The organism is Phocaeicola oris (genome assembly GCF_021295095.1).
Classification (GTDB): Bacteria; Bacteroidota; Bacteroidia; order Bacteroidales; family Bacteroidaceae; genus Phocaeicola; species Phocaeicola oris.
This window is the reverse complement of sequence record NZ_JAJLQX010000021.1, coordinates 23,631-41,094: the sequence shown is the minus strand read 5'-3', so window position 1 is coordinate 41,094 and position 17,464 is coordinate 23,631. Positions and strand designations below refer to the sequence as shown.

Sequence of the window (17,464 nt, the reverse complement as noted above, 5' to 3'; positions counted from 1 at the left end):
ATCAATATAACGATATTCAAATGCAAAACTACACATTTCAAAGGATTTATCTAAGAGTTTACATTTTTTTAAGCAGAAGTTTTTATACTTTTGTATTAGAAAAGAGAATTTAATAATATGAATTGGAAACAATTAATCTCAAACAAAAGGCTTGGAATGGAAGCCTTGCATGAAATTAGAAAAGACGACCGTTCTGAATTTCAAAGAGACTATGATAGGCTGATCTTCTCTGCTCCGTTCCGCAGACTGCAAAATAAAACTCAGGTATTCCCGCTACCGGGCAGCATCTTTGTGCACAACAGGCTGACTCACAGTCTGGAGGTATCATGTGTAGGTCGCTCATTAGGAAATGAAGTTGCGCTTGCCATCCTTAAAAAACGTCCGGAATTAGACAATACTCTCTTTACAGAAATTGGGTCTATCGTTTCGGCAGCTTGCTTAGCACACGATTTAGGCAATCCGCCATACGGCCATTCCGGAGAAAAAGCTATATCAACGTTTTTCTCCGAAGGCAAAGGTTTGGCACTTAAGAAAAAGCTATCCGAGAAAGAATGGGATGACTTTATACATTTCGATGGTAATGCGAATGCTTTCCGACTTTTAACCCATCAATTCATTGGGAGACGACCTGGCGGATTTGTTATGACATATTCCACCTTGGCTTCTATTGTAAAATATCCCTTCGCGTCCAACTCGGCCGGGAATAAACAGAAATTTGGATTCTTCATCTCTGAAGAAGCATATTATAAGAAGATAGCTGAAACATTGGGTATCATCCATATCAGTAAAGAAGGGGAACCTCTTCAATATGCAAGACATCCATTGGTTTATCTTGTCGAAGCGGCAGATGACATCTGCTATGAAATAATGGATATAGAAGACGCACATAAACTGAAGTTGCTTACTCACGATGAAACAATGGAACTGTTCAGCAATTTCTTTGATGAAAAAGGGAAAAAACGTATCAAAGAAACTTATAAGATTGTTACTGACGAAAACGAACGAATTGCATACCTTCGATCGAAAGCTATCGGGATACTAACAGAAGAATGTGTTCGTGTCTTCGTAGAACACGAAGAAGATATTCTAAATGGGACTTTCCATGGCACATTGATTGAACACATGCGCGAACCATTAAAAGAAGCGTATCAAAAATGCTCTAATACTGCATATGCTAAGATTTATCGTTCAAGTTTTGTTGTTGATGTGGAACTGGCCGGCTATAAGGTTATTTATACTTTAATAGAATTAATGATTGAAGCAGTTCTTTCTCCTGATAAAGCTTATTCATCCTTACTAATAAAAAGAGCATCCAGTCAGTATGATGTCAATGCGCCTACTTTATATGGAAAGATACAAGCCGTATTGGATTACATTTCAGGAATGACCGATATATACGCATTAGACCTTTATAGAAAAATAAATGGAAATAGTTTACCTGCAGTTTAATTTGCCAATAATTTGCCAATAAATGATAAGATGTTTGTCAATTAAAAAGAGATCAATTATATTTGTAATCGGAAGTAGGGAGTTGTGAAACTTGTACTCTTTCCATAATGTATTGCTTTATTTATACATTTATGTTTGCGATTGTGTTATCGGGGATGGAGGAAACTCCATCCCTTTTTGCATAATCTTCAAAAAACATTGAAAAGAAGCAGTTTTTGACACTAAAAAAATAGAAATACTCTAAAAGACTTTGAAATTTAAGTGAAAGAAGTCATCTTTGTTGGAAAGATTAATAATAAAAAGTTCCATGTTCATAAGTCCTCCTGCCCGACAAATAAAAGGAAACTGTTTCCGAAGAAGAAAAACATTTGCCTTTATCCTTCTGATTTTAATATGCATTTGTACTTCCTTTTGCAGCAAGAAAAAAGTACTTCAAAAAGATATATCCTCCTATAAATCAGAAATTTTAGAATCCATCAAGAATCGGAAAGGAATAGACTCTTTAACTTGTCTTTTAAATGACTATATTAAAGAAAAGAGCAATATCGGTGAAATGCTCGCACGCAAAGAATTAGGAAAACAATATCGTGAATCCGCGCAATTTGAAGAAGCTATCAACCAGCATGATAAAGCACTTGAATTAGCTTTAATACAAAAAGACACACTTGAAATTATTCAAATACTAAATCAATTAGGAACAAATTTCCGACGTATAGGAGCCATCGATAGAGGTGCTAAATATCATTACCAAGCATTAGAATATTGTGAAAAATATAGTGATAAAACTTCCAAGGCTGCGGAAAAGAACCGAGTTGTATCATTCAACGGAATCGGTAATGCCAATTTAACACTCAAAAATGCCGATGCCGCAGAAAAAGCCTTTAGACAAGCACTCTCTGGGGAAAAGAAATTAGATAGTAACTTGGGACAAGCCATCAACTATGCAAATATCGGATCTATTCTGGAAGCTCGTGGAGATCTTGACTCTGCTTATATCTACTATCAGCACTCGTTGGACTATAACAAAAAAGCCAAATCAGATCTGGGTATCGCAATCTGTTTTTGTCATTTTGGAGAATTAGAAGAGAAAAAAGGTAACTGGGATAAAGCTGTAGAAAACTACAAGATAAGTTATAAGATCATGGAAAACAGTTCAGATCGATGGCATTGGCTCGAAGCATGTTGCGCTCTTGCCAGGGTGAATCTGACACGAAACAATCTGATTGAAGGGAAACAGTATCTGAACGACGGATTAGAAACCGCGAAGAAAATAAATTCATACGGGCATCTGGCTTCATTATATAGGATCAAATCCAAATATGAAGAGAAAAATGGAAACATACAGGCTGCTTTAGCTGACTTTCAACAAAGTATGGCTTATGAAAATAACGAAATAAATAATAAAAACCAAAGCAGTATAGCCAACATGCGTGTGAATTATGAGAAACAGCTTAGACTGATGGAGGTAAGTCATATACAGCAAGCTTACGAAAATGAACAACGTCTGAGAAAAGTATTTTTATATGCCGGAATATTTATCATCATGGCTGCCATACTTACCATAAGTATGTTATACCATACACTAAAAATGAAATCACGATCACAAAAACTAATGCGGCAGATGGAACACTCCCGACAAGATTTCTATACAAACGTGACTCATGAATTCCGAACTCCACTCACTGTTATTTTAGGATTAGGCAAGCAAATAGAAAATTCGTCGATAAAAGATGAAGAGACACTGAAACATACTGGAAAAATGATTGTACGGCAAGGGAACAACTTGCTTCAACTTATTAATCAACTACTCAATATTTCGAAAGTGAAGTCGGCCATCAGTAATCCTGATTGGCGAACCGACAATATTGTGGCCTATACGCAAATGATAATCGAAAGTTATTATGAACTTGCCAGAGAGAAACATATCGATTTAATTTTCATACCGCAAAAAACAGATATTAAAATAGATTTCGTTCCTGACTATACTCATACGATTTTAAGGAATTTATTATCGAATGCTATCAAGTTCACTCCGGAATATGGAAAAATAATAATCTCTTTAGAGGAACAACACAAAAACTTTATTCTAAAAGTAACAGATACAGGGAAAGGTATTACTAAAGAAGATATTCCTCATATTTTTGAGATATTTTATCAATCGAAAGAATATAATAGCTCCCATATTGGTACAGGTATAGGGCTCTCATTGGTAGACCATATTGTCAAAGCTATGAATGGTACCATCAACGTAGAAAGTACGATAGGAAAAGGCAGCACATTCATTGTCACTTTGCCTATAAAACAAGGCAAAGGCAACTGGAAAAGCTACGATGAAAACAAACTTCCTCTTTCTTCACTATCAGAATCAGACGAACAAACTATGCCTAAAGAAACGGAATTGGGCACTGACCTCCCATATATACTTATCATTGAGGATAATGCCGACATATCCTATTATATCGGATCGTTACTGAAAGATAAATACAATATAAGCTATGCACGCAATGGAGAAGAAGGTATCGAAAAAGCAAACGAACTGATTCCGGACTTAATCATCACCGACTTAATGATGCCAGTCAAAAACGGTTATCAACTTTGTGGTGAAATACGTGCCAATGAAGCAATCAATCATATACCTATCATAATAATAACTGCACGAAGTACTGAAAAGGATAGAATAAAAGGTATAGAGGCGGGAGCTGACGCTTTTCTTTATAAACCTTTTAATCCGGAAGAGTTAACCACACTTATTACAAAGTTATTAGAACAGAGGAGCATACTCCGTGATAAATATTCAGAAGCAATGCAGAACGGCGAAGAAAAATCCGTCCAACTTTCAAAATATGATAAAGCATTCATAAATAAATTCATTGACATGGTTTACGCTCAGATAAAACAGGGTGATACAAGTAGCGATACTTTGGCTTCAAAATTGTGTATGAGCCGTTCTCAACTAAATAGAAAGCTGCTTGCCATCAGTGGACAAAATACATCGGCCTATATTTTGCAGATTAAAATAGGAAAAGCAAAACAATTGCTTCTTTCCAATCCAAACTTGCCAATAAACGAAATAGCATCACGGTGCGGATTTGAAGACGTATCTTATTTCTCACGAATATTCAAACAGATATGCCAAGTTACACCTACCCAATTCCGTCGGAAAGTTTAAATCTCACAATAATCTCATAATTGTACTAATCTTTTTATTGATTACCAAATAATTATCTTCAATAATTGTATCAAAAGTCCTATTCCATACACCTAAAAATGTATGTAAAATCCTATTTTTTGCTTTAAAAATCCTAATATATAACCTGTATTCCTACTATCTTTGCAATAGCAAACATAAAAGAAATATCATTTCTTACCCTCTAACCGGACGAGGGAACTTGTCCGGTTATTAAGTTAAAGATATTAAACTGGAAAATATATATCACCATGAAAAATACATATATCATAATCGCAAGCATAGCAATTGGAGCATACTTATGTGCCTTGCTATTTACTATCATTCTTAACATGTGCCGATGAACAATGAAGAAAAAAACAAGACAGACTCTTCGACAAGTACAAAAGATCATATACGATCATCTCGGAGAGATTATGCAAGTCGAAGATACCATCCAAATGGGCAAAGATGAAATGTCTAAGACGAAAAAAGACACATTTCGTTTCATACGATGGTGGAATGGCAAGCAATGCAAACATAAAATTAAAGACGCGGAATAAACAAAAAAGAGCTGACATCGGCCAGCTCCTTTTTGTTTATCATAATTATAACTAATGACGCAACTTCCGTGAAGGAGGAAGCAATTTTAAAGCCTCGGGATGGTCCTTTACATACGATTCAATATGGCGAACACGCTTTTCCTCCAGTATTTCATCCACCGCAATCAGAATACCGGTTTCTTCAACATCACCAAATTCATAATTAACTGCTGTTCCAAAAACGCGCATTGTGGGCGAAAGACTCATATAAGCATTTACCAGCGGAGGAATATTATACCCTAACTTACGAACTTCCATATTCAAAATCCTATAATTCTCTTTAAAACTATTTTTAGTAAAAAGCTCTTCCAGTTCTTTCTCATCTGTATCCAACTTGATTGGCTCTATCGGAGTAACCAACTCATCTTTATCATAGAAATGTTTCTTAAGGAAATAAAGAATCATATCCCGTCCTCTACGACTGAAGCTCGGGTACATTGTCATTTTTCCATAGAAATATTTCATATTCGGTTTTACAACTGTCAAAGCGCCAAGACCGTCCCACAAATTATCCAAAGCAAACAATCCTTTTGCACCGGCACGAGTCGACTGATACTCAAGTGTCACAAACGAACGTCCTAATTCTACCGTATATGGCAGATATTCTTTCAGAAACTTTCCTGAGAAATTAAACATGTGCGATGTAGCCAAAAGAGGCTTCCCCTGCTCATCAAACTCAACCTCTACACCATCAATATAACGATAGCCGCCTAATATCTCCTCAGCCTCGTGATCCCAAACTATTAATTGCTTATACGGATTCTCCATCACATCGTATTTATCAATGTCGACACTCTTCCCCGTACCGCCTCCGGCAGCCCGAAATGCCAATTCACGAAGACGACCTATTTCCTGCATCACATTCGGAGAATCGTGAGCTGTAACAATATAAATCTCGTTATGACTTTTATTGGTAAAACGGAGCCGTTTATCCTCTGTAAGTTCCGCTTTAATCAACCTTTTACTAATAGGCGCAATTACTTCTTCCATAATAGTAATCATTTGTCATTGCAAACTATAGACAATATCTTTCACATATTGGGCCCATTCTGAAGGCGATTTACTTCCATCAAAAGTCTCCCACGGAATAGGATCACCAATAGTAAGAACAAACTCTTTATGACGGTTTTTCATCATCTCATCCGGAAGAAGTATCATCGCAGGGTTAAATTTAAGCCTCTTGAAGTTCAACCTTCTTGCCAACCGATAAAACTTATCTGAATTCTTCCCGCTGAAATGCATAGGGACTACATCACGATGGTTTTTATAACTCTCGTTCACAAAAGTTTTTTTCCATTTAATATCAATAATTTCTTTTTTATCGTTCCAACGGGAACAAACTCCGGCAGGAAACATAATAACATTGTCATCGGACGCAAAAGCCCCTTCCACCATCTTTGGAAAATCACGCGACTGAGAGCCGGTTTTATTGATAGGAATGCATAACGGAGCCATCCCCCGCAACGTCATCAATAAATCATTAACCAGATATTTAATCTTACCATTATAATGCTCGCCTATGATTGAACCAATCGCGACACCGTCTAATGCTCCCAACGGATGATTACTGACAAATGTAAACGGACCGCCCTCAGGCAGCTTCTCCATACCTTTAACAGTAACTTTATCATCCAAAAATTCTACACAAGCTTTCAAGAATGGAACTCCCGTCTTATCTTTGCTTTCAACAAGAAACTGGTTCAACTCATCCTGATGAATCAGCTTCTTCAAATAATTACGAACGAAGCCCGGGACATAAGTTGCTTTTGCCCCTAACTTTTGCCCTAATATCTTATCCACATCTATCAGTGATAACGAATTATCTTCCATCTTTTCCATTTTATTGCAAAATTAACGTACTTTTTTTGATATGAGTAATTTTTAGGGTAAAAAAGTTTCATTTACACACCTTTTTTGCCCATTTTCAAATAAAAAAGAAAACTTAAAGCCTTATATTGCACAAATATAAAGAAATCGTGCAAGACAAAAAAGTTATCAAATCATTTCTACCGAAACAATGGAACAAAATTCTTTAATCAAACTCCACAATCAATTACTCCATCAATTGGATAAACAGAAAATCATGAGCAATCATATATTCAATAAATCATTACATTATAATAACTACAAAAATAAATCAAATCAACGTACAATGTGGATATAGATAAAAGAGAAAAGTGATATAGATAAAAGAAGAAAATGACGCGGATGAATCAAGCAACTCATGCGGATGAACCGTCCAACTCATGCGGATGAATCAAGCAACTCATCCGCATCACTTTAGACACTGATACGTATCATTTCAGACAATGATAAGCATCAGTCTGCTCCATCATGAATATAACCTAATTCTTTAATAAGCAATACTCTGAAAAGGCACATTTATAATTCATATATTCATAATCAATAATACAGACATATTCACTTGACAAATAAAAGCACAGACAAGTTAAAAATCATATATTACATTATCAATCAAACTACTACTAATAAAACACCCATCAATATTATCCGAAAAACATTTATTTTCAACTTTCTATCATCTCTGCTATTTATATTAACTTAACCAATTATTTAACATAAACAAGTTTATTGCAAAATAACAAAGAATGCATTAAAAAAAAGAGCTCTCAGTCAAAAGTTCACCAAACGAATCTGTTCAAGTCACACCCCAAAAACCTATGTCAAACCTAAGCATTTCTATGGGAAAAACGGCATGCATCTCTTTCAAATTTAGTAATTAAACACAACATTTCAACGGAAGTATTGAAATTGTTGAAAACTTCTATGAAAATTTTGCGTAATTTATTGTGGGGAATTGTGGGGAATTGTGTAATTTTACGGCAAGAATTATATAATTAGGTATAAACTATGCGTTTTTTAGGAAATTCAGAAGCGAAATTGGATGCAAAAGGACGAGTTTTCCTTCCATCCTCTTTCCGCAAGCAGATGCAAACATCGACGGGTGATTGTCTCATCTTGCGAAAAGATATTTTCCAAGATTGCCTTACCCTATATCCTGAGAGCGTGTGGAATGAACAATTGAATGAACTGCGCAACCGATTGAACAGATGGAATTCACAACACCAAATGATTTTCCGTCAATTTGTTTCCGACGTTGAAATCATCACACTCGATAACAATGGCCGTTTCCTCATCCCCAAGCGTTACCTTAAGCTGGCACAAATCAATCAGGAAGTTCGTTTTATCGGTATGGATGATACAATAGAGATCTGGTCGAAAGAAATAGCCGACAAGCCATTCATCAATTCCGAAGAATTTGGAAAAGAATTAGAAAGTATTATGGACGGAAGCGCGGAAAGAAAGGGTACTAACTAATGGACACGACATCAACATATCACATACCGGTATTACTCCAAGAAAGTATCGAAGGCCTGAATATCACGCCCGGAGGAATATATGTGGATGTAACATTCGGCGGTGGAGGTCATTCAAGAGAAATTCTGAAAAGAATGGATCCTACAGCTCATCTATATAGTTTCGATCAAGATGCCGATGCCGAGAAAAATATTGTTGATGATCAACGGTTCACTTTTATCAGAAGTAATTTCCGTTTCCTGCACAACTTCCTTCGCTATTATGGGGTTGACGCAGTTGACGGTATATTGGCCGACTTAGGGGTATCCTCTCATCATTTCGATAATGAAGAGCGTGGATTCTCCTTTCATTCGGAAGCGAAGTTAGACATGCGAATGAACACACGAGCAGGAAAGACAGCTGCCGATATAGTAAATAATTACGAAGAGTCACAATTAGCCGATATATTCTATCTCTACGGAGAGCTGAAGAACAGTCGGAAAATTGCATCTCTGTTGGTAAAGGCAAGAGATTCTCACCCCATTGAAACAATTCCCGAATTTGTGGAAATTATAAAACCGTTATTCACAAAAGATAAGGAGAAAAAAGAACTGGCAAAAGTCTTTCAGGCATTACGTATCGAAGTAAATCATGAGATGGATGCACTGAAAGAAATGCTCGAGACAGCCCTAAGAGAATTGAAACAAGGCGGTCGGTTGTCTGTAATCACATATCATTCACTCGAAGACCGAATGGTAAAGAATATCATGAAAACCGGAAACATAAAAGGTAATATAGAAAAGGATTTTTACGGCAATGTAATTACCCCATTCCGACTAATTAACAACAAAGTAATTACGCCGAGTAAGGAAGAAGCAGAGAAGAATCCACGTTCACGGAGCGCAAAACTGAGAATTGCAGAAAAAAAGTAAATGGATAAAGAACAAGATAAACAAATAAAGGATAACCCAAAAATACAACCAAAGAAGCTCTCTCTGAGAAGTATTTTAGGTGGTGATATTCTGGCGAACGACTTTTTACGTCGTCAGGCAAAACTAATCATCCTGATTATGATATTAACAGTACTTTATATTGATAACCGATACAGCGCTCAACAAGATCTGATTGAAATAGATAAACTTAAAAAAGAACTTACCGATATCAAGTATGACGCACTGACTCGTTCTTCCGAATTAATGGAGAAAAGCCGTCAGTCAAAGATAGAAGAATATGTATCAAGTAAAGGAAGTGAGTTGCAAACCGCAACGAGTCGTCCATACTTATTAAAAAAGAAAGACTAAAACTAATGTTTAAAGGCAAAAATAACATAATGACCCGTTATTCTCTGATAGTGCTTTGCGCTGTTCTTTTGGGCATTGCAATCATTATCAAGGCAGCTTTCATCATGTTTGCCGAACGTCAGTACTGGAATGATGTGGCCGATCGTTTTGTTAAGGAAAATGTAACCGTCCCTGCCATGCGTGGCAACATCATATCTTCAGACGGGCAATTGGTTGCCAGTAGTCTGCCGGAATATAAAATCTACATGGACTTTCAGGCCGGTGGTTCTGAAAAGGACTCATTACTAATTCTTTATATGGATTCCATTTGCAACGGATTACATAAGATATTCCCTGACAAAAGCAAAAACTACTTCAAACAGATATTTGCCCAAGGTAAAAAGAAAAAATCACGTCATTTTGCAATATACCCGAACAGAATATCTTATATACAGTATAAAGAAGCAAAGCAGCTCCCTCTTTTTGAAAAAGGAAGCAACAAAAGCGGATTTCATGCAGAAGTGTTTAACCAGCGGAAAAAGCCATTCGGTTCTTTAGCTATGCGTACCCTCGGTGACATGTATGCAGATATGGCTCAAGGTCCTAAAAATGGATTGGAACTCTCATACGATTCCATTCTAAGAGGTGAGCCAGGATTAAGTCATCGCCAAAAAGTGATGAATAAATACCTTGATATAGTTGATAAACAACCTATTAATGGCTGCGATATTGTAACAACCATTGATGTCAGCATGCAGGACATTGCAGAAAAAGCATTAATCGACGAACTAAAATTGATTAACGGAACTGTAGGTGTGGCTATTCTGATGGAAGTAAAGACGGGTAATATAAAGGCTATCGTTAACATGACGAAATGCGATGATGGAGTATACCGCGAACTGAAAAACAACGCAGTTTCCGACTTGATGGAACCAGGCTCAACATTTAAAACAGCATCCTTAATGGTTGCGCTTGAAGACGGTAAAGTTACTCCGGACGAAATAGTGGATACGGGCAATGGCATATATAATATGCATGGTAGTTGGATGAAAGACCATAACTGGCACCGAGGAGGTTATGGAAAGATTACCGCGACAGAAGCGTTAATGTATTCCTCTAATGTCGGCATTTCCAAATTGATTGATAAAAATTATTTCGATCACCCGGAGCAGTTTGTGCAAGGGTTATATAAATTAGGTATAGGAATGCCATTAAACTTAGAAATCCCGGGGTGGGGCAAACCACGAATACGTATGCCGAAAACTGATAAAAGTAACTGGTCAAAAACGGCATTGGCATGGATGTCAATCGGATATGAAACACAACTCCCGCCAATCAACACATTAACATTCTACAACGCCATTGCTAATAATGGAACCATGGTAAAACCAAAATTTGTAGAATCAATTGTGAAGGATGGGGAAGTTATCGAAGAGATGCCCACAGTAATACTTAAAGATGCTATTTCCTCTCCCAAAACAATCGGACAGATTCAAGATATGCTTCATAAAGAAGTTGTTGCCGGTACCGGTAAAACTGCGGGATCAAAACATTTTTCTGTTTCCGGGAAAACAGGAACTGCTCAAATCTCCCAAGGAAAAGCCGGTTATCACAGTGTACGACGATATATGGTTAGTTTCTGTGGTTATTTTCCATCCGAGAACCCAAAATATACCTGCATCGTTACTATTCAGAAACCGGGACTTCCGGCATCAGGAGGTTTAATGTCGGGAAAAGTATTTCATGAAATTTCAGAACGTGTTTATGCCAAGCACATCGCCCAGAATATAGAAGAAGCAAAAGATTCCACATCTGTTCTGGTTCCGGAAGTAATGAATGGCGATGTAACCGAAGCTGATTATGTTTTAAACAATATAGAAGTAAAGAACGATGGCTCAAAACTGACAAGGAACGGACATATCGTCTGGGCAAAGGCTCAAACAGATTCCTCAAGTGTGTCTTTTCAACCGGAAACTACTCCTCAGAAACTTGTTCCAAGTGTTATAGGCATGGGTGCAAAAGACGCAGTCTATTTACTTGAGAAGCGCGGATTAAGGGTACACCTTTCAGGTGTTGGAAAAGTAAAGCAACAAAGTCTTATCGCAGGTGCAAGATTAACTCCGGGACAGACTATCCTCCTAACATTAAAACAATAAAAACAACATATTATGAAACTTCAAGAGATCATAAAAGACATTACGACACTGGAAGTTGTTGGAACAACTGACAAAGAAGTTAATGGCATAAATATTGACTCCCGTTTAGTCGAAACTAATCATATCTTCGTTGCTATGAGAGGAACACAGATTGACGGTCATACTTTCATTCCTAAAGCTATTGAGAAAGGAGCATCTGTTATTATCTGTGAAAAGATTCCTGAAGAGAAAAAAGAAGAAATAACCTATATTAAAGTAACAAATACCGAAGACGTTGTAGGAAAACTGGCTACTCATTTCTATGGAGACCCAACTAAAAAGATTGACCTGATTGGCGTAACCGGAACAAATGGCAAAACAACTATCGCTACCTTATTATATAATATGTTCCGCCAGTTTGGATATAAGTGCGGACTACTTTCTACTGTATGTAATTATATTGATGGTGAAGCTATCCCTACTGATCATACAACACCAGATCCAATTACTTTGAACCAATTACTTGGTCGTATGGCAGACGAAGGGTGTAAATACGTATTTATGGAAGTCAGTTCCCACTCTATTGCTCAAAAGCGCATTGGAGGCCTGAGATTTGTTGGAGGAATCTTCACAAATATTACTCGTGATCATTTAGACTATCATAAAACATTTGAGAATTACTTGAAAGCTAAAAAAGCATTTTTTGATGGATTACTTCCTTCTGCTTTTGCTCTTACAAATAAAGATGATAAGAACGGTATGATCATGACACAGAATACCAAAGCCAAAATATATACCTATTCTATCAAAGGTATGGCCGATTTTAAAGGAAAAGTGTTGGAAGATGGATTCGACGGTATGTTCCTCGACTTTAACAATCGAGAGGTAAACGTTCAGTTCATTGGGCGTTTTAATGCGTCAAACTTATTAGCTGTGTATGCTACTGCATGTATTTTAGGTAAAAAGCCGGAAGATGTGTTGCTTCAACTGAGTACTCTTCATCCGGTAGCCGGCCGGCTGGATCCGCTTCATTCTTCAAAAGGTTATACTGCATTGGTTGATTATGCGCATACACCCGATGCGCTAATGAATGTGCTAAGTACCATTCATGAAGTAAACCGTAAAAAAGGAAAAGTGATTACCGTTATAGGAGCAGGAGGTAATCGGGATCATGGGAAACGTCCAATAATGGCACAAGAAGCTGTAAAACAAAGCGATAAAGTAATTATCACATCTGATAATCCCCGCTTCGAGGAACCTCAAAACATCATAAATGATATGCTGGCGGGATTAACTCCTAAAGATATGAATAAAGTTATCTCTATCGTCGATAGAAAAGAAGCTATAAAAACTGCTTGTATGCTTGCTAACCCAGACGATGTTGTACTCGTTGCCGGAAAAGGACATGAGAACTATCAGGAGATAAAAGGTATAAAATATCATTTTGATGACAAAGAGATATTAAGAGACATTTTTGCAAACGAATAATTAACGGGGAAAGACATGTTATACTATCTATTTCATTACTTAGAACAATCAAACTTTCCAGGAGCCAGAATGTTCGGCTACGTTTCATTCCGCTCTTTAATGGCAATTATTTTAGCCCTGCTGATTTCTGCCATCTTCGGTGAGTATTTCATTAAACTATTGAAACGCAAACAAATATCAGAAACACAACGCGATGCTTCCATTGACCCTTTCAATACAAACAAAGTTGGGGTACCTACAATGGGAGGAGTAATTATTATCATAGCAATTCTTATACCTTGTTTACTATTAGGCAAATTTAATGTATATATGATTCTAATGCTCATTACCACTGTTTGGTTAGGTTCTTTAGGATTCATGGACGATTATATTAAAGTGTTCCGAAAGGACAAAGAAGGACTACATGGGAAGTTCAAAATTATAGGTCAGATTGGATTGGGACTAATAGTGGGATTGACTCTTTATTTGAGCCCGACCGTAGTTATTCGAGAAAATGTGGAAATAAAAAAAGGTAATGAAATCGTAAGCGTTATCCATAAGTCGGAGAATCAAAAGTCGACAAAAACGACAATCCCATTCTTTAAAAATAACAATTTGGATTACGCTGATATTGTCGGTTTTATGGGTTCACATAAACAAACAGCCGGTTGGATATTGTTCGTATTAGTCACTATATTTGTAGTAACAGCCGTCTCTAACGGAGCTAATCTGAATGATGGAATGGATGGTATGGCTGCAGGCAATTCAGCTATCATCGGAGTGACACTCGGTATTTTATCATACGTGTCCAGTCATATAGAATATGCCAGTTACCTTAACATAATGTATATCCCCGGTACAGAAGAGTTGGTAATTTACATTTGTGCTTTTGTTGGATCTCTTATCGGTTTCTTATGGTATAATGCATTTCCCGCTCAAATCTTTATGGGTGATACCGGGAGTTTAACAATAGGCGGAATTATCGCTGTTCTTGCTATTATCATTCATAAGGAATTGTTGATTCCTATTCTCTGTGGCATTTTCTTAGTTGAAAACTTATCTGTCATCCTTCAGGTTAGATATTATAAAAAAGGAAAGAAAAAAGGAATAAAGCAACGTTTATTCAAACGAACTCCGATTCACGATCATTTCCGTACAACACTAACCCAATTGGATCCGAGTTGCACTTATATATTTACCAAGCCAACAATGGTATTTCATGAATCAAAGATTACCATTCGATTCTGGATTATATCCATCTTGTTAGCTGCATTAACAATTATAACATTAAAGATTAGATAATCATGGCAAAGAGAATTGTTATTTTAGGAGCAGGAGAAAGCGGTGTGGGAGCCGCAGTGCTTGCTAAGAAAAAAGGATTTGAAACATTTGTTTCTGATTCCTCAAATATTAAAGATAAATATAAAGAGATGCTGAATGATTATCAGATTTCTTGGGAAGAAGGTCATCATTCAGAAGAAAAGATATTGAATGCCGATGAGGTTATAAAAAGCCCTGGCATACCCAATAATACTCCTCTTATTTTGAGACTAAAAGAACAAGGAACTCCAATTATTTCCGAAATAGAATTTGCCGGAAGATATACAAATGCTAAAATGATTTGTATTACAGGAAGTAATGGGAAAACTACTACAACATCTTTAATTTATCATATCTTCAAGAAAGCCGGATTAAATATTGGTCTTGCAGGTAATATCGGACGTAGTCTCGCTTTTCAAGTTGCAGAATGCAATTTCGACTATTATGTGATAGAACTAAGTAGTTTCCAATTGGACAACATGTATAAATTCCATGCTAATATCGCAGTTCTTATGAATATTACCCCAGACCATTTGGATCGTTATGACTTCAAGATGCAAAATTACGTCGATGCTAAATTTCGTATTATCCAAAATCAGACAGACGACGATGCTTTCATTTATTGGATGGATGACCCTATTATCAAAAAAGAATTATCAAAATATCCAAAACGGGGGCACGACTATCCCTTTGCTGAAAAGAAACAAACAGGAGCTGCAGCTTATATTGATGATACAAAAAAAGAAATTGACTTCACAGCCCCTATTGCTTTTAACATGGAAGAAGAAGAGATGGCACTTACCGGTACACATAATATGTATAACTCTATGGCTGCAGGCATCTCTGCCAATCTTTCTGGTATTAAAAAAAAATGCATACGCCAAGCTTTGAGTGATTTTGATGGTGTCCCACACCGTCTGGAAAAAGTTTGTCGAGTAAAAGGTGTCGATTACATCAATGACTCAAAAGCAACCAATGTTAATTCCTGCTGGTATGCGCTTCAAAGCATGAAAACCAAAACAATACTCATTATAGGAGGCAAAGACAAAGGGAATGATTATAATGAAATAGCTAACCTTGTGAAAGAAAAATGTGTCGGACTTATCTATTTAGGTTTACATAATGAAAAGCTACACGCATTCTTCGATTCGTTTGGTTTACCTATAGCAGATGTACAAAGTATGGAAGATGCAGTCGCTGCTGCCTATAAGATGTCAAAGAAAGGAGAAACCGTTCTGTTGAGCCCATGTTGTGCCAGCTTCGACTTATTTAAAAGCTATGAAGATCGAGGTGATCAATTCAAAAAATGTGTCAGAGATCTATAATATAAAGATAAAATGGGATTAGTAAAAGATTTATTTAAAGGTGACAAAGTAATTTGGATTATCTTCCTGTTTCTTTGTTTGATCTCTATCATTGAAGTTTTCAGTGCTGCCAGTACGTTGACTTACAAAAGTGGAGATCATTGGGCTCCTATCCGACAACACGCTACTTATCTAATGGTTGGATTCGTAATTGTGATATTAGTCCACAAAATCCCATCAAAATGGTTCCGCGCTGCCCCATTTTTCTTACTACCGATATCGTGCATACTTCTGTTATTCGTAATGGTTATGGGAGCAACTGTGAACGGAGCCTCACGTTGGACTAGCATATTTGGAATCCAGTTCCAACCATCTGAAATCGCTAAAATGGCAATTATTATAGTGACAGCATTTATTCTATCCCGATGTCAGGATGATTATGGAGCTAATAAAAAAGCTTTCAAATATATTATGTGCTGCGCAGGTATAGTCTTATTATTAATTGCTCCGGAAAATGCATCCACTGCTGCACTTCTTTTTGGAGTTGTATTTTTAATGATGATCATCGGACGAGTACCTTGGGGACAACTATTAAAACTCTTGGGAGTATTAGGGGTTGGACTCTCCCTTTTTATCGGAATGATTTTAATTACTCCAACTCAGAAGTATAGTCAACTACCTATGATGCACCGCGTTGAGACTTGGCAAAACAGAATTAAAGGATTCCTTGATGATAAAGGTACTGTCCCACCGGAAAAATATGATATTGATAAGGACGCACAGGTTGCACACGCCAACATTGCAATAGCATCAAGCAATATTGTTGGGAAAATGCCAGGGAACAGTATCCAACGAGATTTCCTCTCACAAGCATTTTCTGATTTTATTTTTGCCATTATTATTGAGGAATTAGGATTACTGGGAGGTGCCTTTATAGTTTTGCTTTATCTATGGTTGCTAATACGGGCTGGACGAGTTGCCAGGAAATGTGAACGATCATTCCCTGCATTCCTAATTATGGGAATTGCTCTTTTATTAGTCTGTCAAGCAATGATGAATATGATGGTTGCCGTAGGACTATTCCCTGTAACAGGCCAGCCACTACCTCTGATAAGTAAAGGTGGTACCTCAACTCTAATAAACTGCGCATATATTGGCATGATTCTTTCTATAAGTAGAGAAGTAAACGAACACCAAGCTGAAGAAGAAGCTGCATTGTTAGAAGAAGAGGAAAAACAAAAAAAGGCGAAAGACTTATTAAATATGGCAATTGATATGGCCAATCAGCCAAATGATGAGAAAACAACAAATGCTGAAATACCGAATAAGTTAGTTGCTGATAATACTCTCCGCAAGAATAATCTGATATATGAACCTGTAGAGGATAATAAAAACTATTGAAAATAAAGAAATTAAGCTGTTT

General features: G+C 36.8%; 13 protein-coding genes. 11 read left to right on the top strand and 2 right to left on the bottom strand.

Going from position 1 to position 17,464, the window contains the following annotated elements:
• The first annotated feature begins 117 nt into the window (after positions 1–117).
• From LO761_RS10445 to LO761_RS10435, 3 genes are all read left to right on the top strand, one after another.
• Positions 118–1,449 carry a deoxyguanosinetriphosphate triphosphohydrolase gene (locus LO761_RS10445; protein WP_272818230.1) on the top strand — a complete coding sequence of 444 codons (1,332 nt, stop codon included), beginning with the start codon at positions 118–120 and terminating at the stop codon, positions 1,447–1,449.
• 553 nt (positions 1,450–2,002) lie between these two features.
• Complete coding sequence (locus LO761_RS10440) at positions 2,003–4,618, top strand: ATP-binding protein (RefSeq protein ID WP_272818229.1); 2,616 nt, start codon at positions 2,003–2,005, stop codon at positions 4,616–4,618.
• A gap of 365 nt (positions 4,619–4,983) precedes the next feature.
• Positions 4,984–5,178 (top strand): hypothetical protein, encoded by a 195-nt coding sequence (locus LO761_RS10435; RefSeq protein WP_272818228.1) that lies wholly within the window; start codon positions 4,984–4,986, stop codon positions 5,176–5,178.
• 51 nt (positions 5,179–5,229) lie between these two features.
• Here LO761_RS10435 and LO761_RS10430 read toward each other — a convergent pair whose 3' ends face one another.
• Both LO761_RS10430 and LO761_RS10425 read right to left on the bottom strand, forming a co-directional pair.
• Positions 5,230–6,207 (bottom strand): GNAT family N-acetyltransferase, encoded by a 978-nt coding sequence (locus LO761_RS10430; protein WP_272818227.1) that lies wholly within the window; start codon positions 6,205–6,207, stop codon positions 5,230–5,232.
• Positions 6,208–6,222: 15 nt separating this feature from the next.
• Entirely contained in the window at positions 6,223–7,047 is an 825-nt protein-coding gene (locus tag LO761_RS10425) for a 1-acyl-sn-glycerol-3-phosphate acyltransferase (RefSeq protein WP_272818242.1), read from the bottom strand.
• A 1,041-nt stretch (positions 7,048–8,088) separates the two neighbouring features.
• Here LO761_RS10425 and mraZ point away from each other — a divergent pair.
• From mraZ to LO761_RS10385, 8 genes are read left to right on the top strand one after another with little or no spacing between them, the layout of a single operon-like run.
• Positions 8,089–8,556 (top strand): division/cell wall cluster transcriptional repressor MraZ, encoded by a 468-nt coding sequence (gene mraZ / locus LO761_RS10420; protein ID WP_272818226.1) that lies wholly within the window; start codon positions 8,089–8,091, stop codon positions 8,554–8,556.
• Complete coding sequence (gene rsmH, locus LO761_RS10415) at positions 8,556–9,467, top strand: 16S rRNA (cytosine(1402)-N(4))-methyltransferase RsmH (protein ID WP_272818225.1); 912 nt, start codon at positions 8,556–8,558, stop codon at positions 9,465–9,467. The genes mraZ and rsmH overlap by 1 nt, the downstream gene beginning before the upstream one ends.
• Positions 9,468–9,836: an FtsL-like putative cell division protein gene (locus tag LO761_RS10410; protein WP_272818224.1), complete on the top strand. Its 369-nt coding sequence runs from the start codon at positions 9,468–9,470 to the stop codon at positions 9,834–9,836.
• A gap of 5 nt (positions 9,837–9,841) precedes the next feature.
• Positions 9,842–11,971 (top strand): penicillin-binding protein, encoded by a 2,130-nt coding sequence (locus LO761_RS10405; RefSeq protein WP_272818223.1) that lies wholly within the window; start codon positions 9,842–9,844, stop codon positions 11,969–11,971.
• Between the two features lie 12 nt (positions 11,972–11,983).
• Entirely contained in the window at positions 11,984–13,438 is a 1,455-nt protein-coding gene (locus LO761_RS10400; RefSeq protein WP_272818222.1) for a UDP-N-acetylmuramoyl-L-alanyl-D-glutamate--2,6-diaminopimelate ligase, read from the top strand.
• A 15-nt stretch (positions 13,439–13,453) separates the two neighbouring features.
• Positions 13,454–14,719: a phospho-N-acetylmuramoyl-pentapeptide-transferase gene (gene mraY, locus LO761_RS10395; RefSeq protein WP_272818221.1), complete on the top strand. Its 1,266-nt coding sequence runs from the start codon at positions 13,454–13,456 to the stop codon at positions 14,717–14,719.
• Between the two features lie 2 nt (positions 14,720–14,721).
• On the top strand, positions 14,722–16,062 hold the full coding sequence (murD, locus tag LO761_RS10390) for a UDP-N-acetylmuramoyl-L-alanine--D-glutamate ligase (RefSeq protein WP_272818220.1): 1,341 nt from the start codon (positions 14,722–14,724) through the stop codon (positions 16,060–16,062).
• Between the two features lie 12 nt (positions 16,063–16,074).
• On the top strand, positions 16,075–17,442 hold the full coding sequence (locus tag LO761_RS10385) for an FtsW/RodA/SpoVE family cell cycle protein (RefSeq protein WP_272818219.1): 1,368 nt from the start codon (positions 16,075–16,077) through the stop codon (positions 17,440–17,442).
• Positions 17,443–17,464 lie beyond the last annotated feature (22 nt).